We start from the raw sequence: 19,553 nt of genomic DNA on the forward strand, positions 1-19,553 counted from the left end.
AGTCAGTTTACAGCGTGTAGTTTACAGATTTTGATTTTGGCGACAGGTTAAACTGCCCAAATTGAGCCTGAATAGCATTGAATCGGGTCTCATCGACTGGGAAATCGCCGTACCAGACGAATTCAAATTGCCGCGTTAGCTGTTCAAAATCAGTCTGTAAAGGAGAATTAGCTAATTCCGTAACGTACTGACGATTGGTTTTGTCAGGTTTGTAGTCAATAAGGTTTGCGTCGGTCAGGCGTTTAAGGGATTGCAAGTAAAGAAGACGTATCGCCAACCGAAAATTCCTGCCGCTGATCGCTTCTTCGATGGCTGCGTTGAAATCGATTTCGTGAATATTTTCAGACAGATTTTCGTAGTCTAAATCAGTCGATTGCGCCTTTTTGGGAAACAAAAAACTAAAGGCTTCCGCCTTCATGAGCAGATAGATAGCCAGCCCGGCAATAGCCAGTAAAAACACGTATTGCCAGAAATTCTGATAGGATGCACTATTCAGGAACTCGCCGATTTTACGGAGAATCCACACAAAAAAGCGAGCCAGTGGATTTTCGGGGGGCGGGGCGTCATTACCATACTGATAGTCGCTGTCGTTTTGCAGATCGCGGAGTTGTTCGGCGTCAGGATAGCGAACGCGAATGGGAGCCCGATCGTCCTGAACAACGCTGACCGACGCAGGCGAAGTTTGCTGACCGTTTGCTTCCTGCACGGCTACAAACGCGAATAGCAGGCAGCATAGTCCAATAAAAAAACGTATCCGCCAACGCTGAAATAGTCGAAAAGGAACCAGGAATGTCAACACGTTCACGCCAAAATTAATAATCACCTTCATCCGTAGCGCGGGGTTGGGCGGGCGAAGTACCAATGCTATCAATGACCGAAATCAGACCACGTCCTTCCTGCCGCTCAACAAGATTGGTGTACTGAAAGCCAATCGCTGTGTAGTATAGGCCCAATATCAATAAAAATAAAAACAGAACGATCAGACCTGACACAATTCCTGCGACGAATATGGCACTTACACTTTTTAAAAAAGCGGCAATTAGAAGTCCAAAAAATGCGCCTGGAATATAAACGGCGAAGTACAATATTAATCCGATAATATACATCACAACAATCAACCCAAAAGTTGACCACCACTTATCGGTAATAAGTTGGAAACAACGGCTCCAGACTTGTCCGAACGACGCTTGTTCAAACACGATAATTGGAAGTCCCAGACTTGTTACAACCGCGATGTAAATACCCGGCAGAACAAACAATAGACTGGCAACATTGATGACGATGGTTGATAAAATCGCAAAAATTATAGCTGTACCAATACTTGGCCGAACCTCATCCCAAACTTGTGATACCTGTACGTCGCTAGTGGGGTTTTGACTGTACACTTTCATGTGCGCAAATGTGACCAGCGCCACCGCTAGTAAACCAAGTACAAATGCCAGCCCAATCACAAAAAGTAAAGGTAAACTATTTAAAATCCATGTAGGATTGCTATTCAGGCGGCTGGAACCAACTCCTGCAGCCTTGCTAAAAATGAATGAAATACCAAGAATCCCCAGCAAAATAAGCGGCCCAACTATGTATAAAATACATAAAATATAACTCCGGAAATTTTGGGAAATGTACTGAAACGTTGCGTTGATTTTAGTGCCAAAATCGCGTTCCTGAAATAACTGCATCATGAGGTTAACTTACGGTTTAGTTGAACTGGATAGAAAATAAAATACCAGCCGATAAAAGCGGCCGAAATAAGAATAATACTAGCGCTCACAAATGGCGGCAAAGTCAGTCGGGTAATAAAGCTTTCCAGAAAGCCAGCCGTAATAAAAATAGGTACCAGCCCAATTGAAATTTTAAGCCCCTGTTTCACCCCGCGTTTGAATGATTCCAGCCGCGAAAACGTCCCCGGAAACAATAAACTATTGCCCACTGTTAGCCCCGCACATCCGGCAATAACGATGGCCGAAATTTCGAGCGTACCATGAATCCAGATTTTTAGAATGGATTCGAGCAGCAAACCGCGTTCGTAAAAAAAGTATTGGAATGATCCCAGCATTACGCCATTGTAAAACAGCATGGCGATGGTACCAAAAGAGGCCAGTAACCCAAAAACAAAGGTTCGGAACGCCACGAAAATATTGTTGAGCGTAATGGCTACAAACATCGATGACTGGTCCTGACTGTTATAGACTCCCAGCGGGTCGCCCTTTTTGATGTTTTCGAGAGTCATGTTTACGTAGCCATCACCTAGTATCAGCCGAACAAACGTAGCGTCGTGAGCGGCCGATAGGGCCCCCAACAGGCAGGCCACTAAAAAAATAATAAACGATAGCGCCAGTAATGGGTGCGATTTTTTGAATAGAAGTGGTAGTTCGTATTTCCAGAACGTAATGAAACGGCTCCGTTCTTCCCGTTGATTCTGCATCAACCCCCGGTGCGCCTGGGCTGTCAATCCGTTCAGGTAGCGCGTTACGTTCGAATCCGGGTAAAAGGTTCGGGCGTAGGAAAGGTCGTCGGTTAAATCGACAAAACGGTCGGTCAGCTCATCAGGGCTGGGTTTGTAGCCCCGGTCGGCCAATATGTCTTCAATGGCTTTCCATTTATCGGTATTTCGTTTAACGAAAAGAGCTTCGCGCATGATTAATTGATAACGTAGCGAAGTGTCAAATTAGCGAAGTTCGACCATGCGACCAAGTTGCCGGACATTTTTACGAAAAGTTTTGCCAAAACGTGCTTCCTTGCGACTTTTGATATATGTTGTGACGCTCCCAGATGGTCACAATACCAACTATTAATTGATGAACTAATTGCATGGCTATTGCTATCCGCACCTCGCAGAACGTATTGCTGGAGTATGAACCGGCCAGTGTCGGCGAACGTATTCTGGCAATGATGATCGACTATCTGGTGTTTTTTGGCTGGTTTCTACTCACCGTTGCCGTACCATCATCGATGGGCATCAAAATGGGTACGTTCTACTTCATCATAATCTATTTGCCCATTCTGTTCTACCACCTGCTTAGTGAATGGTTGCTCAATGGGCGAAGTCTGGGTAAACTGGCGCTCAACATTCGCGTCGTCATGCTCGACGGTTCACAACCCACGCTGGGGGCCTACCTGATTCGATGGATGCTGCGGATTGTTGAATCCTTCAGTTTTATGGGTATAGGTGCCGTGATCGCCATCATTACGGTAGCTGCCAACGGCAAAGGGCAACGCCTGGGCGATATTGCCGCCGGAACTACGGTTGTTCGGCTTAAGCCTGCCGTTTCGCTGAATGATGTGCAGATGCCCACCATAGCCGAAGATTACGTAGTACAGTTTCCCGACGTCCGGCAACTGAGCGACCGCGACATCAGCATTCTACGTAGCGTGCTACGTCAGGGCGACGAGAACGTACTGATGCGGACGGCGGCTAAAATCAAAGAAGTAACCGGTATCCACAGTACCTTGTCGAATCGGGCATTTCTGGAAACGGTTATCAGCGATTATCAGTTTATTTCGTTACAATAAAGGTGAGACCAGGCTCTGAATGGTCCTTCATAATCAGTCTAATGGGCCAAACAGAGCTTGGTCCAGCCTTTTATGCTCGATTCCATTAAATCACTCGCCCGACAATACGCAGCCGATCTTGTTCAGACGCGCCGGCATTTGCACATGCATCCTGAACTCTCATTTCAGGAACGTAACACGGCTCGCTACGTAGCCGATCAGCTCAAAGCCATTGGTATTACGCCCCAGGAGGGAGTAGCTGATACCGGACTAGTCGCTATCATTGAGGGACGTACCGGCAATACGTCGTCGACTCCATCACGAGTAGTAGGTCTTCGGGCCGATATGGACGCGCTGCCCATCCACGAAGCTAACGACGTACCGTACAAATCGACCGTAGAAGGTGTTATGCACGCCTGTGGACACGATGTACACACCGCCAGCCTGCTGGGTGTAGCGCGTATTCTGCACGTATTACGCGACCAATTCGACGGAACAGTGAAACTGGTTTTTCAGCCAGGCGAAGAAAAAGCGCCGGGGGGAGCGTCGCTGATGATTAAAGAAGGTGTTCTGGAAAATCCGGCTCCAGTGAGTATGATTGGCCAGCACGTAGCACCAAATATTCCAGTCGGTAAAATTGGCTTTCGCGAAGGTATGTACATGGCCAGTACCGACGAGTTATACCTCACGGTACGTGGTAAAGGGGGGCATGCCGCCATGCCCGACAATCTGGTCGACCCAGTGCTAATTGCCTCGCATATTATTGTGGCTTTGCAGCAGGTAATCAGTCGAAACCGCCCACCGGCCAGCCCGTCGGTGCTATCGTTCGGGCGGTTTATTGCCGATGGCGTTACGAACGTAATACCCAACGAAGTGACCATTCAGGGTACGTTCCGATGCATGAATGAAGAATGGCGCGCCGAGGGGAAACGACGTATGGTAAAGCTGGCCGAAGGCATTGCTGAAGCGATGGGCGGCTCCTGCGAATTCGAAATTGTTCATGGCTATCCCTACCTCAAAAATCATCCTGAACTGACCCGTCGGGTACGTTCGCAAGCTGTCGAATATATGGGCGCTGAGAACGTAGTGGATCTCGACCTCTGGATGGCGGGCGAAGACTTTGCGTTTTATTCGCAGGTAGTTGATTCCTGCTTCTATCGGCTCGGCACACGTAACGAAGAACGTGGTATTATTTCCGGCGTTCATACCCCTACCTTCGATATCGACGAATCTGCCCTGGAAACTGGCGCTGGACTGATGAGCTGGCTGGCGGTGCAGGAATTAAAAATCTAAAGAGCGAAAGTGTGAATGAGCGAAAACCATCTGGCAGGAGTCCATCCGATAGGTTCGCTCTTTCGCTCATCCATTCTTTCACTCTTTAAATCCTTAAATAGCACAATCCATTCCTTGATTGTTATACATTTGTAATTACTTACTTCGTTCTATCTGAAAGTCTAATTTCTCAAAAACCTATGAACAGAAGAGATGCCCTCATGCGGGTGGCTGCACTGGCTGGCGCAACCATAACGCTGCCTGCACTGGCCGATACGCTCGAGGCCTCGGCCGCTCGACGTGCCCTCACTGGCAAGCCAGTCTTCTTTACGCCCGACCAGGATGCTACCGTTGCTGAACTGGCCGAAACCATTATCCCGACAACCAAAACGCCGGGAGCCAAAGCCGCTAAGGTGAATGAAATCATCGATGTGATTCTGAAAGACTGCTATAAGCCGGATGATCAGCAACGATTCGTCGAAGGGCTGGCGCAAACTAACAAGTTGAGTCAGGATGCTTACGGTAAAGCCTTTGTTCAGCTCGATCCGACGCAACGTATCGAAATTGTGAAGAAGCTTGAAGCTGATGACAAGGAGCAAAAAGCGAAGATGAAAGCGGCCAAAGACGTAGCAAAAGTGTCGAATTCGCAGGCTGACCTGCAAATGCCCGACGCCAAAAAGGTTTACACGCCGTTCTATTCAATCCTGAAAGATTTGACGCTGACGGGCTATTTTACGTCGGAAATCGGCGCTACGCAGGCACTCGAATATGTAGCCGTACCGGGTCGTTACGATGGCTGTGTGCCGCTCAAAGCTGGTCAAAAAGCCTGGGCAATCTAATTTGAAGTTATAAAGTTTTAAGGTGTTATAGGTGTAAAGTTCATGCTACGTTGAGCCAACTCTACAACTAGATAGCCCTATAACTTTACAACTCGAAAACCTCTCTACTAACAGAATGAATCTTAATATAGACGCACAAAAAGAAATGACCTACGACGCAATTGTCGTGGGGTCAGGCATTTCGGGTGGCTGGGCTGCTAAAGAATTGACCCGGCTGGGACTGAAAGTGATTATGCTGGAGCGCGGCCGGGATGTAAAACACATTGAAGGCTATCCGACTGCAACCAATAACCCCTGGGATTTCCCGCATCGGGGACGTATCACGACAATGGCCGCTGAAGAGTACTGGGCCAATATGCGTACCGGATACACCGCTAACGAAGAGTGGCGGCACTTTTTTGAGAACGACAAAGAAAATCCGTATCTCGAAAAACCCAATCGCAAAGTCGACTGGATTCGTGGTTATCACGTGGGTGGTCGTTCGCTGATGTGGGGCCGTCAGAGCTACCGCTGGAACAAGGAAGATTTCATGGCTAATGGAAAAGAAGGCATTGGCGTTGACTGGCCGATCCGTTACGAGGATCTGGCCCCCTGGTACACACACGTAGAAACGTTTGTGGGCGTATCGGGCAATAAAGATGGTATCGACGTATTGCCCGATGGCAACTTCCTGCCACCGATGCAGCTTAACTGCCTCGAACGTGAAGCCAAGAAACGTATCGAAAAGGCATTTCCGAAGCGTCTCGTTACCATCGGACGTACCGCCCACCTGACGCAGCCAAAACAACTGCATTACGACCTCGGCCGGGCTGCTTGCCAGTTCCGAAACCAGTGTATGCGTGGTTGCCCATACGGTGCTTATTTCAGTACGCAATCTGCTACGTTACCCGCGGCCATGAAAACGGGCCGTTTAACGCTACGTCCTGATTCAATTGTGTCGGAGGTGATTTACGACGAGAAAAAAGGTAAGGCAACGGGCGTCCGGGTTATTGACCAGAACACAAAAGAAGTTCGCGAATATTTTGCGCGGCTTATCTTCCTGAACGCGTCGGCTTTTGCCAGTACGTCGATTCTAATGAACTCGAAGTCGAGCCGTTTCCCGAACGGAATGGGGAATGATTCGGACCAATTGGGACGTAACATCATGGACCACCACCTGGCTGCGGGTGCTGCCGGTTCGTTCGAGGGTATGGAAGATCAGTACTACTACGGTCGTCGGGCCAATGGTGTTTACATTCCTCGTTACCGCAACTGGAATGGCGATAAGCGCGACTACGTACGCGGTTTTGGTTATCAGGGTGGCGCGGGTCGTGGGGGCTGGAACCGGGGCAACGGTATGGAAGGTTTTGGCGCTGATTTCAAAGAAAGCCTGACCAAACCCGGTCCCTGGACGATGAGTCTGGGCGGTTTCGGTGAGATGATTGCCGATCCGAACAACCGTATGACGCTATCGCCCGATCAGAAAGACAAATGGGGTTTACCCGTAATTGTATTCGACGCGGCTTATGGCGAAAACGAGAAAAAAATGCGTATCGATATGATGAACGATGCCGCCGAAATGCTCGAAGCTGCTGGTTTCAAGAACGTAACAGCTTATAACGACACGAGCAAAAATCCGGGTATCGGCATCCACGAAATGGGAACTGCCCGCATGGGTCGCGATCCTAAAACGTCGGTGCTGAATGCGCATAACCAAATTCACGCGGTGAAAAACGTATTTAATACAGATGGCGCCTGTATGGCATCGGCTTCCTGCGTGAATCCGTCGCTGACGTACATGGCCCTTACGGCGCGTGCTGCCGATTTTGCTGTGAAAGAAATGAAAAAAGGAAATCTGTAATTATTTCTAGTACAACTGCCAAAACGGCCTTAAACATGTGTTTAAGGCCGTTTTTGTTTAATGATTAACCGGTTTACGTTCAACAAGTATATTCTAAGCGAGATTAAAATTTTTAATTTCTTTCAAACAACTTTCGCTTAGTCGAGTTTTACTATAGAATATCAAGCAATTGATTAAAATAAACTTGCTCAACTAATAATGAAAAAAGTAATGATAGTAGGCAGCATGCTAGTAGCTGGCATCGCCTTAAACGCAAACGCTCAGAACACGAACTCGACAAATCGAGGCACAACTGGTACAACTACGCCAACGAGCACCAATTCGGGCACGTACCAATCGACGCCGACGACCACGCCTACAACGACGCCTGTGAATACAGGCATCAACCAGCCGCCGACGACAAACTCTACTACGTATCCAACAACCGGTACGACGCAGCCAACGACTTCGCCAACCAACATGGGTACTACGTCGCCAACGACTAGCCCAACCAATATGGGTACTTCAGGAACGACAACAACGCAGCCGCCAACAACCAGTGGTTCGACCTATAACACAGGTACAAACTCAATGTCGACAACCGGTAATAGAACGTCGACGACTGGCTCTGGCACGATGGGTACCAATACCCGCCCTGATCCAAATCCACCAACGGACCGATCGAACATGGGTACGACAACAAACGGTAGCACACGTACCAGAACGAACAGTAGCAGTACGAATACCAACAGCATGAATAGCAATAGCAACAGTACGACATCACCTACAACACCTCCATCGACGTCTAATCCGCCAAGAGAGTAGGTAATTGTTAATACTGGATAAACAGAATTGGGGTTATACCTTTGCGAAGGTATGGCCCCTTTTTTTATGCCCAACCTATTAATTGACGTAAACGGATTAACCGTTCGGCGAAGCGGCCGGATCGTTTTAGAGAACCTTATTTTTCAGCTCAACGCTGGCGAGTGCTGGGCGGTTATTGGCCCCACCGGAAGCGGGAAAACTACTCTCCTACAGGCAATTGCCGGTCAGTTCCATGCGCCTATGGGTACTCTGGTCCGCTTTGGGAATACGGAATTTGTTTCGTTTAAAGAAGAGTCGTCGCAGTTTTCGTATGGAGGTTATTTTTATCAGCAGCGGTACCAGGCTACCATGAGCGATAATCCGGAAAAGGGCGATGCAGGGTTTCATTCTATTCCGAAACTCCGCGATTTTTTAGGATTTATTGAAACCCCCGAAACAACCGCACTTGTTGATCGACTCGGTTTAACGCCCATTCTGGATCGCTCGTTTCTTAAGCTATCGAACGGGCAAACCCGCAAGGCACGTATTGGCAAGGCGCTTCTAAAGCATCCTTCCATTTTATTGCTCGACAATCCATTTGTAGGATTGGATGCTACTTTTCGGGCTGAACTGACTCAGTGGCTGGCCGAATTAGTTAGCCACGGTCTCGCACTTATTTTTGTTACGGAAGCCGATCATATACCTGATTTCGTGACGCACGTTGCTACGTTAAATGAGGGAAAAATTCAATGGGTAGGTCCGCGCCCTGAGTACGTACCGTCTGACGTACAGCCAGTTACTAGTACGTTGCCTATTCTTAAAACTAAACCCGGTATTTCCGATTTCGACGAAGCGTTTCGATTGAAGAACGTAACGGTACGTTATGGCGATGTTGTTATTCTCAACCAGATCGACTGGACAGTTCATGCTGGTGAACGCTGGGCGCTGATCGGGCCAAATGGCGCTGGTAAATCGGTATTGCTTAGCCTGCTCTACGGCGACCACCCGCAAACCTACGCCAATGATGTGAACGTATTTGGTTATCGGCGTGGCAAATCGGGCGAAAGTATCTGGGATGTAAAACGACGTATTGGCTTTGTTTCCCCCGAGTTACACCTTTATTTTCCGCAGGGATTATCGGCCCGGCAAGTTGCTTTGACTGGTCTGACTGATACGTTGACGCCACCCACCCGAATTTCGGAAGAAGCAGAAACCGACTTATTAAATTTGCTGACGTACTTCGGTGTTGCGCACCTGATTGGTCGTATGTTTGGTACGCTGTCGTCGGGTGAGCAACGACTGATTTTGCTGATTCGGGCTTTTCTGAAAAACGCACCTGTCCTGCTGCTGGACGAGCCTTTTCAGGTTATTGATGCGCAGCATATTGAATTAGCGCGTCGGTTGATTGATAGCTTTGGCGATAAAACGATTTTGTTCATTACTCACGATCGAAGCGAACTTCCCAGCAGCATTACACAGATTTTTTCTCTTTGAAATATGTGTCCTGAACGACTACTTACCCTGGCGAAGTGACACAAATTTTTCGGGATGGCGGTGTTCAGGATACTACTCATACGCTCGGATAATCGGCTCAGACTGAAATATTGGCATAATTTGTGAGGCTAGTAGGTTAATTTTTTTACCGTATAACCAACTGACCGTTTAGTTACTATATCCCCTTTTTTATAGAGTTGCCTCCTCCAAGTGAATCCCAATAAAACGCTTGGCACGAAATTCGTCTTATAGGTAGTGATCAACTTCCTGTATGGCGAAACAACTACTAAATAAATTTATTTGGGGGTTTGGAGCGGTATTGTTGTGGCTGCTGGCTAGTCCGGAAGCTATTGCCCGTACTTATCCGTTGGCCGATACGTGCCAGAACCCGGAACCGCCTGTCATCACAGGTTCGGCGAAGGCTATATGCCGGAACGAATCGGTGCAACTGGTGGCAACGGGCTGCGCTGGAACGGTTGTCTGGTCGAACGGGGAAGTTGGGGATCATATTACGGTTAAGCCACAGCAGACTACAAAATACACGGCAATCTGCCGGGCGCGGCCAGGATGTATCAGCTGCTTTGCAGAGGTCTGGAAAGTGTCGGTCAATACGCCCGATGCGCCAATCGTTAAGCCTTCCTCGGCGCTGATTTGCGCCAATGACGTCGTTACGTTAACCGCTTCAAATTGTTCGGGAACGGTCCACTGGCAAAATCAGGAGGGCGATTTATCCACTTCCGGTACGTCATGGACGGGAACTGTCGCTCAAACCACAGTTTTTCGTGCCACCTGCGAGCAGAATAATTGCGTCAGTAATCCTTCGCTACCCGTATCTGTTCAGGCTGGTTTGCCTGCTATTCCAATGATTACCGCCAGTCAGCGCGACATCTGCGCCGGGCAGAACGTAACGCTGACAGCTTCGGGCTGTTCGGGAACGGTACGTTGGTCTGATGGCGCTACAGGGCTGGTTCGTAACGTAACACCCTATCAGGCTACTACGTATCGGGTTGTCTGTCAGCTAGGTTCCTGCATAAGTGACAGCTCGATGGCAACTACCATAGCCGTGCGCTCTGCCGCGCAAAAGCTGGACGTAGCGCCAACGCTTTCTAATATATGCCCGTTTCAAACGGCCGATTTATCGAAAGCCATTCTGGCAACTAATTCAGCAAACGGCATTACTACGTATCGCTTCTTAACCGAACCCGATCTGCGTGCAGCGCAGGTTCAGTCGCCAGGGGCTGTGCTGGCTGGTACGTATTATCTGGTCGGACGTAACGCTCAGGGCTGTTTCACCGAACCAGTCGCCGTAAACGTAGCCATTGGAAATTGTCTGCAAGCTATCGCCCCGTGCTTAAGCAACCCGCCAACCGTTGCCATTCGGTTCGATTCGGTAAACTGGAACAAAGGCGTTATTCAGATGAAAGCTCAGTTAGGCGGCTCAGCTACAGCGGTTAACTGGCAAAGCGACGGCGGTGGCTTATTCACGAGTTCCGACGTAACGGCCCGCTATTTACTATCCGAAACCGACCGGCAGCGGGGTACTACGTTGTTTACCGTCGCTACGGCCGATCCAGATGGAGCTGGGCCCTGCATGGCGGCCGTAGCCAAACAGGCTGTAGCAGCTCCGCTACGTGATTTAATTGGGCTCAGCAAAAAAATAAGTGAGCCCGCTTGGGTTACGGAGGGCGGAACTCGTTTCGTCGAATTAACGTATCAATTTACCGCCCGGAATTTTGGGAAGAGTACACTAACGAACGTACAGATTTCGGATGATCTGGAAGCTACTTTTTTGAGTGTAGGTGCGCAAATTCACTCGGTGAACGTCCGGGCGGATGGCAATCTGACGGCTAGTGCTACGTATACCGGCCGGGGAAGTGATACGTTGCTGGTGCAGAACGGAAGTTTAGACGCTGGCGCCCAGAGCCATGCGTGGCTCACGGTACGTCTGGATGTAAGTCAGGCCAGTACGTTGACATTTGCTAACAAAGGCATGGTGAAGGCGTTAGACACCAACGGTGCTACGTGTCTGGATTATTCAACGAATGGAACTGAAGCCGACCCTGATCAGAACGGTAATCCGTCTGATAACGCTGAACCAACGTTAGTAACGCTTCATTCAATACGTTCGGAAGAAGCTGAGACTGTGTTTATTCCCGAAGGGTTTTCGCCGAATGAAGACGGCATCAACGATCGGTTTGTGATTCAACGGCTTCCGCAGGGGGCTACGGTACAACTGGAAGTGTATAATCGCTGGGGGCAGCTTGTTTTCAAAAGCGATGATTATAAGAATGACTGGGATGGGACGGCGAATCGGGGGTTAAACGCTTCCGACGCAAAACAAACCCTTCCCGACGGTACTTATTACTACCAGATACGTCTAAACGATGGACGCGAATATGTCCGGTTTCTGACACTGGTGCGATAAGTTTTTTAGCAATGAATTCAGGGCAAATTCGTTTGCCGAATGAGTGTCGATGAGTTGCGAAAGCATGGTAAGCCACATACCAATGAGTAAGATTTTGACAAGGTTGTTTCTGATAGGATTCCTCTGGCTAAGCTGTACGTCGGCTTGGGCACAGGCCGATTCGTTGTTGCAGCAGGCCGAACGTATGCTTAACTACAAAGCCTACGGCCGTGCTATTGAAGCCTATTCGCAGCTGCTTACCGAGCAGGCCGATCAACTTACGAAAGCTCAGAAAGCAGCGGCTCAGGTTAAGCTCTCGTATGCGTTCCAGCAGGTTGGCGACGGCACAAAAGCCGAACGCTATTACCGCGATGCGTTGACTAATAACCTGAGCGAAACGACTCAGCAGGTGCTTCAGTTTGCCCAGATTCTGGCCACTAATGGCAAGTTTCAGGAGGCTCAGAAACAGTATGATCGCTATAGTCAGCTAAAAGAGAAAGAACCCGGACCCCGGCTACCCTTGGCTCCCCTCAACAATGCCGGAGGCAGGAAGGAGCCCGTGCGGTATCGGCTGGAATATCTCGGCCTCAATACGTCTAATGAAGAATTTAGTCCGGCTTATTATCGGGATGGATTGGTCTACGTAGCGGGTAAAAAAGGGGGCTCGTCTATCGAAACAACGGGCGGGGGAGGGGGCTCTGGCTACCTCGATCTGTTTTACATTCCGAATCGTAATGATCTGAAAGTGAAAACGATAATTAATGCTGACGGTAGCGTAGTTCCAGGACCTGATAACAATTCCCGTAGCGGACGACGTCTGGGCAGCGACGCCTTTAGCCGCCCAACTGCCAACGATTCGCGCACCGTACCCAACTTTGCCGTGGGTGTCAACGTATCGGAGGGGTTAGGATATGAAGACCGGCCGATAAATCCAGTGACCCGGTTTAGCAAATCGCTCAATACGAAATACCACGAAGGTCCTGCTACGTTTACTGAAGACGGCTCTCAGATCATTTTTACCCGGAACAATTACAATGGTGGGAAGGCCGGTTCCAGCAGCGAAGGTATCAACAAACTGAAACTCTACACGGCTCGGCAACAGAACGGGGCCTGGACCGATATTGTAGAATTGCCTTTCAACAGCGACGAATACTCGGTGGGTCACCCAACGCTGAGCCGGGATGAGCAGCTTCTGTATTTTGCTTCTGATATGCCCGGTGGTTTCGGCGGAACGGACTTGTATGTGAGCCGTTTTCAGAACGGTAAATGGAGTCGGCCGGTGAATCTGGGCGATGCCGTCAATACAAAAGGTAACGAACTGTTTCCCTTTGTCGACGACAACGGTAATCTCTATTTCTCGTCGGACGGGAAAAAAGGACTTGGTGCTTTGGATGTATTTTTTGCTACGTTGCAGAATGGCGTAACAGTCGGTTCAGTCGATCATCTGGATGCACCAATTAACTCCCCACAAGATGATTTTGGCTTCATTACCGATGGTAATCGGAGCGGTGGTTATTTCAGCAGCAACCGAAAAGATGGCAACGATGATATTTACCGATTTGTGCGAGAAAGCTCGCTTTACGGCTGTCGTGATCTGACCATTCGGCTGTACGATACCAACACGGATTTGCCCCTCGATAGCGTAACAGTTGTAGTTAAAGCGAAGGAGGAAGGCCGTGCCGACCGGACGCTGACCAGCGATGCCAACGGTTATCTGCGGCTCTGCCTGCAGGGAGATAACTCGTTTACGTTCCAGGCTAGCCGTGATGGGTACATCAATAGTACGGTTGGTTTCACAACTCAAGCCGTAACAGACGACCAGCCCAGCCGACTTGAGATTGGTCTGATCAAACCAACCGTTGTGATGGATACGATTTCGTCTGATAACATGCCAAACTCGTCGACCGCTGCAGCAGATCTTACGCGGTCACGTATCAGTGGCGTTGTTGTGAGCGAGCGCGACCGTAAACCGATTGAAGGCGTAACGGTACGCCTACGGAACGAATGCGACCGTACCCAGCGGGAGTTTGTGACTGGAGCTGATGGTCGATACAGTTTCGATATTATAGAAGGCTGCGATTATACGCTTGTTGCCTCTAAACCGACTTTTGGAACAAATACGAACAAAATAAAACGAATTGCCAAAAAGGCGAAACCGAAAGAAGTAGCCGCCGATTTGCGGATGCTTAGTGTCGGCGACGTAGTGACGATCGATAATATTTATTATGATCTTGATCGTTCCAGCCTCCGGCCCGATGCCTCCCGAGAACTGGATAGAGTAGTAGCAACCATGCAGAAATATCCATCGCTGGTCGTTGAAGTCAGGTCACATACGGATAGCCGGGGTGATGCTGAGCACAATCGGATTTTATCGACCCAGCGTGCCAAAGCAGTAGCCAATTATCTGGTTTCGAAAGGAGTGAGTCGTCGGCGAGTAACAGCCAAGGGCATGGGCGAATCTCAATTGGTGAATAATTGTACGGACGGCGTCATCTGCACAGAAGCCGAACACCAGCGTAATCGACGTACCGAATTCAGAGTCGTAGAAATTAAATAGCGTGATGAGCGATAAGTGATGATTGGTGAATGATATTAGATTTCGTTACGTTATTCTTTGGACGTAACACGCATCGTTCATCACTTATCACTCATCATTCTTTGCTTACCTTCCCTACCTGTAAAATTAACCTCGGACTACGTATCACGGAAAAACGTACCGATGGTTTTCACAATCTGCAATCGTGCTTTTATCCCGTTGGCTGGGGCGATATATTGGACGTAGTGCCAGCTGACACGTTCGGCTTTGGCAGTAGCGGTTTACCAATTCCGGGTCAAACTTCTGACAATCTCTGCTCCAGAGCTTACGAGTTGCTTCGGCGTGATTTCGACCTGCCGTCCGCACAGATTCATCTTCACAAAATCGTTCCTATTGGTGCAGGACTGGGCGGTGGCTCAGCCGATGCTGCATTTACGCTCAAAGCGCTGAATGAGTGCTTTTCGTTGGGATTGAGTATGGCGCAACTGGAAGCTTACGCTCGTTTGTTAGGCAGTGATTGCGCCTTTTTTATTCAGAACCGACCGCTGTACTGCACCGAAAAAGGTGACGTTTTTACGGAAATCGCTCTTGATTTGACCGGGTATCACATCCTGCTGGTTTACCCAAATCTGGCTATTTCAACGGCTGAAGCCTACGCAGGCGTAAAGCCGCATCTTCCCAAGCAGGCTCTTTACGATCAGTTGCAGGAGCCCATTACCTCCTGGCGCGACAGCATACACAATGATTTTGAAGATAGTCTATTCCCGAAGTATCCGGTTTTGAAGCAGATAAAAGAACAGCTTTATGAAAGCGGAGCCGTCTATGCCAGCATGAGCGGTTCCGGCTCGACGGTCTACGGAATATTTAATGCGCCAATTGTTCCACCAAACCAATTTCAGGACTACAACGTTTGGCAGGGAAAGTTAATGTGAGTCGAAAGGCCCCGACAGGCTCCGGCTGTCGGTTGTAGTTACCTAATTAGTCGCTGTTGCGACTCCGACAACCGGAGCTTGTCGGGGCCTTTTGACTAACCATGAGTAACTTAATCACGAAACGACGGGAACCCTTTCGGTTTATGGTCTGGCTGGGCATTACCAGTAGCGTGATGCTGTTTACAATGTTGCTGGTGGCCTACGTGATCCGTCGAACCGGGTCGGGTTGGGCCGATATTAAACTGCCGAATGTTTTTCTGGTCAGTACGTTTGTTATTCTCCTGAGCAGTTTTACGTTACGCACGGCGCATCAGGCGTTTCGTCATGAGCGATTTGGCTCGTATCGAACCAACATAGCCACTACGTTGGTGCTTGGTATGCTGTTTATCCTGCTGCAGGGATGGGGTTGGTATCAGATGATTCAGGCGGGGATAGGGCTGGAAGCTAATCCGGCGGGTGGATTTGTTTATATTATTTCTGGAATCCATCTGTTACACATCCTGATTGGACTGATTTTTCTGGCGATTGTTTTAGCCGAGGCACTACGTCGCCGGCCTTATATCGATTCGTTTGTATACAGCGTAAATCCGCCGAATCGCTTGAAAATAAAGATGATTGTGCTCTATTGGCACTTTGTCGATGTGCTCTGGATTGGCTTATTTGCCTTTTTGCTCGTTCATCACGGCATCGACTGGCAATTGCGTTTATAAGCGTTATCCATTTTCGCTCCTTTCTAGCGTTATTTGTAGTAGTTTAATTAGCCACTACTATCCTGTCAGTTACGGAGAAATAGCTCCGTCGTAACGTATCACTTGGTTTATTTTTCATGAAAAGATTCATCCTCTGGCCGGGCTTATTTTTGCTTTGTTTCACGGCCTTTGCTCAAACTACGTCAACTCCTTCTACTGCTAAATACGATCCGCTAGCGCTGTTTCACCCGCTGTTTAATATGCAGCCGGGCAACGATTATCGGACAGGAAGCGGAGCGCCGGGACCTCGCTACTGGCAAAACCGGTCCGATTACCAAATCGCTGTTACGTTAGATGAACAACAAAAAACAGTTGCTGGTGAGGTAACCATTACCTACAAAAACAACTCGCCCGAAACGTTGGCGTACCTGTGGCTTCAGCTCGATCAGAACGCGTTCAGCGATACGTCCCGTGCTGCTAAAACAACACCAGTATCGGGTGGACGTTTTGGTAATCAGGGCTTTGCGGGCGGCCTCACTATTTCAAACGTTCAGGTTGATCAGGGCAAAGGTGGCTTTGTGAAAGCTAATTACGAAATCACCGACACCCGGATGCAGGTGCGTCTGAGCGCCCCCGTGAAGGCGAGTGGCGACGTAGTGAAAGTGAAAATTGCTTATTCCTTCAAAATACCAGAATACGGTTCCGACCGGATGGGTCAGCTACGTCGCAAAGATGGTATTATTTACGAAATCGCTCAGTGGTATCCGCGCATGTGCGTTTATGACGACATCGAAGGCTGGAACGTACTGCCGTATCTGGGCGCCGGCGAGTTTTACCTGGATTATGGTGACTATGAATATAGCATCACTGCGCCCTGGGATCACATTGTGGTTGGCTCCGGCGAGCTGCTGAATCCAAACGACGTACTGACTTCTGACCAGGTAAAACGGCTGGCACAGGCCCGCCAGAGCGATCAAACCGTTATTATTCGCGGAAAAGATGAAGTGACGAATCCTGATTCGCGCCCGAAAAAATCCGGTACGTTGACCTGGAAATTTCGTTGCCAGAACAGCCGCGACGTAGCCTGGGCATCATCGCGCAGTTTTGTTTGGGATGCGGCCAAAATTAATTTGCCAAGCGGTCAAACGTCGCTTGCTCAATCGGTTTACCCGGTAGAAAGCGCTACTGCTGATTCATGGAACCGTTCGACGGAGTACGTGAAAGGTTGCATCGAATTTTATTCGAAATATCTATATGAATACAGCTACCCGGTTGCCACGAACGTAGCGGGAATCGTGGGTGGTATGGAATATCCGGGTATTATCTTCTGCGATCACCGCGATAAAAAAGATGCGCTTTGGGGCGTGACAGACCACGAATTTGGACACAACTGGTTCCCAATGATCGTGGGCAATAACGAGCGGAAATTCCCCTGGATGGACGAAGGTTTCAATACGTTCATCAACGGCTTATCGACGGTGAATTTTAACAAAGGCGAGTATAATCGGGAGAGAGGCACCATGCACGATTTGGCACCAGCTCTGTTTTCGCCAGTTGAGCCCATCATGACCATTCCTGATGTGCAGCAAGCGCGTGTACTGGGCATTCTGGCTTATTTTAAGCCCGGTATTGGTCTGAAACTGCTACGTGACGTAGTGCTCGGCCCTGATCGTTTTGACTTTGCGTTCAGGAATTATGTACAGCGCTGGGCCTTCAAACATCCAACTCCCTACGATTTTTTCCGCAGCATGGAAGACGGCGCTGGTGAAGATTTAGGCTGGTTCTGGCGCGGCTATTTCTACGAAACCTGGAAACTGGATCAGGGCGTACAGGGCGTGAAGTACGTCGATGGTTCACCCGCGAGCGGGTCACTGATTTCTATTGATAATCTGGAGAAAATGGCGATGCCCGTCACAATTGAAGTTACGGAATCGAATGGTAAAAAAGGACGTATCAATCTGCCGATTGAAGTGTGGCAGCGCGGTGGTAATTGGACTTTCAAATACAACTCTACGTCGTCTTTGAAGTCAGTAGTCGTTGATCCTGATCAAAAACTACCAGACATTAATCCTAAAAACAACACCTGGCGTGGGGATGCGCAATAGGATAAGTAATAAGGTTATAAGGTTATAAAGTTATAGGGTTGTAAAGTTGGCTGGCGCATGAATTGCTTTCGCGCCAGCCAACTTTACAACCCTATAACTTTATAACCCTTTTTAAACCTCCACCAGCATCGCTCCGTACGAGTACCCGCCACCGAATACGGTGATAACGATACGTTGGCCTTTTTGGAACGTATCCCACTGTTCGGAGAGAGCAATAGCGCAGCCGGCGCAGCCCGTGTTACCGTATCGCTGAATGTTGGAAATCAGCTTTTCTTCAGGCAGGCCGAGCGTATTCATTACGTTGCGTGAGATACGTAAATTGGCCTGGTGCGGTAAAATGTAATCTACATCGGCCAGTGTTAATCCACAACGTTCCAGAGCCTGCAAACTAGCCTTGGGCATGTACTGGCAGGCATTAATGAACACATCGCGTCCGTGCGGCATTGTCACGCCACCGTCGGCGGGTTTCATCATGACTCCTGTCGTTGCTTTAGGCGTATGAGCTGCTCCCCCCGTCAATAAAGTCTTTATTTCAAAATCAGCGTCGCTCTGGCGTTCTTTGGTGATGAGCAGCGCAGCCGCGCCATCGCCCCACAAGTGCCCTGACACGGTGTCCTGTTCGTTATAATATAGCGTATTATGTTCAGCCACAATGACCAGCGCCCGGCTGGCTTTATTGAGGGCGAAATATCCTTCTACCAACTCAATCGCATTGAGTAGCGAAGAACAAGCCGTCGAAACTGAAATGACCGGTATATCAGGAATGCCGAGGTAATGTTGTGCTTCGTGAGCCAGAGAAACAATGGTGTCGTAGGGAGTATACGTAGCACCAACAATGAGATCAATCGTTGATAAGTCGACTTTTTCCTGAAGCTTTCGAACAACTTCAAGCGTCATTGTATTTGTATTCTCGCCGGGAGCGGCTTTTCGTCGCTCCACAATGCCCGTACGCTCCACAATCCAGTCACTAGAAAGCCCGTTGAGCTGGGTAAAATGTTCGTTGCCAACTATCTGTTCGGGCAAATAATGGCTTACCGCGTGTATATACATCAGACCAAATAAATGGGAACCAACACGAGTATAACCCGTAATCAGTGCCTAAAGTTAAATCCTTCCGGGAAAACGTAGTATTAAACATTAGAACAATACCATAATGTGTTGGATAAG

At 48.9% G+C, this 19,553-nt stretch carries 15 protein-coding genes; 11 read left to right on the forward strand and 4 right to left on the reverse strand.

Annotated elements, in window-relative coordinates:
- Window positions 1–7 precede the first annotated feature (7 nt).
- From ACYVF1_RS21510 to ACYVF1_RS21520, 3 genes are read right to left on the reverse strand one after another with little or no spacing between them, the layout of a single operon-like run.
- Complete coding sequence (locus ACYVF1_RS21510) at window positions 8–829, reverse strand: DUF4129 domain-containing protein (protein WP_461082710.1); 822 nt, start codon at window positions 827–829, stop codon at window positions 8–10.
- Window positions 813–1,682: a hypothetical protein gene (locus ACYVF1_RS21515; RefSeq protein WP_461082712.1), complete on the reverse strand. Its 870-nt coding sequence runs from the start codon at window positions 1,680–1,682 to the stop codon at window positions 813–815. The genes ACYVF1_RS21510 and ACYVF1_RS21515 overlap by 17 nt, the downstream gene beginning before the upstream one ends.
- Window positions 1,679–2,638, reverse strand: a complete 960-nt coding sequence (locus tag ACYVF1_RS21520) for a stage II sporulation protein M (protein ID WP_461082714.1) — start codon at window positions 2,636–2,638, stop codon at window positions 1,679–1,681. The genes ACYVF1_RS21515 and ACYVF1_RS21520 overlap by 4 nt, the downstream gene beginning before the upstream one ends.
- A 173-nt stretch (window positions 2,639–2,811) precedes the next feature.
- Between ACYVF1_RS21520 and ACYVF1_RS21525 the strand changes: the two genes are divergently transcribed.
- The 11 genes from ACYVF1_RS21525 (at window position 2,812) to ACYVF1_RS21575 (ending at window position 18,386) form a co-directional block, all read left to right on the forward strand.
- Window positions 2,812–3,513 carry an RDD family protein gene (locus ACYVF1_RS21525; protein ID WP_461082716.1) on the forward strand — a complete coding sequence of 234 codons (702 nt, stop codon included), beginning with the start codon at window positions 2,812–2,814 and terminating at the stop codon, window positions 3,511–3,513.
- A gap of 72 nt (window positions 3,514–3,585) precedes the next feature.
- A complete protein-coding gene (locus tag ACYVF1_RS21530; protein WP_461082718.1) occupies window positions 3,586–4,785 on the forward strand; it encodes a M20 metallopeptidase family protein in 1,200 nt (399 codons plus the stop codon).
- Window positions 4,786–4,964: 179 nt separating this feature from the next.
- The gene (locus tag ACYVF1_RS21535) at window positions 4,965–5,603 is read left to right on the forward strand and encodes a gluconate 2-dehydrogenase subunit 3 family protein (RefSeq protein ID WP_461082720.1); all 639 of its coding nucleotides are present in this window, start codon (window positions 4,965–4,967) and stop codon (window positions 5,601–5,603) included.
- 115 nt (window positions 5,604–5,718) lie between these two features.
- On the forward strand, window positions 5,719–7,443 hold the full coding sequence (locus ACYVF1_RS21540) for a GMC oxidoreductase (RefSeq protein WP_461082722.1): 1,725 nt from the start codon (window positions 5,719–5,721) through the stop codon (window positions 7,441–7,443).
- Window positions 7,444–7,641: 198 nt separating this feature from the next.
- Window positions 7,642–8,247, forward strand: a complete 606-nt coding sequence (locus tag ACYVF1_RS21545) for a hypothetical protein (protein ID WP_461082724.1) — start codon at window positions 7,642–7,644, stop codon at window positions 8,245–8,247.
- A gap of 51 nt (window positions 8,248–8,298) precedes the next feature.
- Window positions 8,299–9,720 (forward strand): ATP-binding cassette domain-containing protein, encoded by a 1,422-nt coding sequence (locus ACYVF1_RS21550; RefSeq protein ID WP_461082726.1) that lies wholly within the window; start codon window positions 8,299–8,301, stop codon window positions 9,718–9,720.
- Between the two features lie 271 nt (window positions 9,721–9,991).
- The gene (locus ACYVF1_RS21555) at window positions 9,992–12,145 is read left to right on the forward strand and encodes a gliding motility-associated C-terminal domain-containing protein (protein WP_461082728.1); all 2,154 of its coding nucleotides are present in this window, start codon (window positions 9,992–9,994) and stop codon (window positions 12,143–12,145) included.
- Between the two features lie 82 nt (window positions 12,146–12,227).
- On the forward strand, window positions 12,228–14,681 hold the full coding sequence (locus tag ACYVF1_RS21560; RefSeq protein ID WP_461082730.1) for a carboxypeptidase regulatory-like domain-containing protein: 2,454 nt from the start codon (window positions 12,228–12,230) through the stop codon (window positions 14,679–14,681).
- Between the two features lie 101 nt (window positions 14,682–14,782).
- Window positions 14,783–15,592: a 4-(cytidine 5'-diphospho)-2-C-methyl-D-erythritol kinase gene (gene ispE, locus ACYVF1_RS21565; protein WP_461082732.1), complete on the forward strand. Its 810-nt coding sequence runs from the start codon at window positions 14,783–14,785 to the stop codon at window positions 15,590–15,592.
- A gap of 101 nt (window positions 15,593–15,693) precedes the next feature.
- Complete coding sequence (locus ACYVF1_RS21570; protein ID WP_461082734.1) at window positions 15,694–16,302, forward strand: cytochrome c oxidase subunit 3; 609 nt, start codon at window positions 15,694–15,696, stop codon at window positions 16,300–16,302.
- Between the two features lie 116 nt (window positions 16,303–16,418).
- On the forward strand, window positions 16,419–18,386 hold the full coding sequence (locus tag ACYVF1_RS21575) for a M1 family metallopeptidase (RefSeq protein WP_461082736.1): 1,968 nt from the start codon (window positions 16,419–16,421) through the stop codon (window positions 18,384–18,386).
- Window positions 18,387–18,497: 111 nt separating this feature from the next.
- On the opposite strand, the gene ACYVF1_RS21580 is transcribed toward ACYVF1_RS21575, so the two are convergent.
- Window positions 18,498–19,436, reverse strand: a complete 939-nt coding sequence (locus ACYVF1_RS21580) for a 3-oxoacyl-ACP synthase III family protein (protein WP_461082738.1) — start codon at window positions 19,434–19,436, stop codon at window positions 18,498–18,500.
- Between the last annotated feature and the right edge of the window lie 117 nt (window positions 19,437–19,553).

The sequence above is a fragment of the Spirosoma flavus genome (assembly GCF_054778555.1).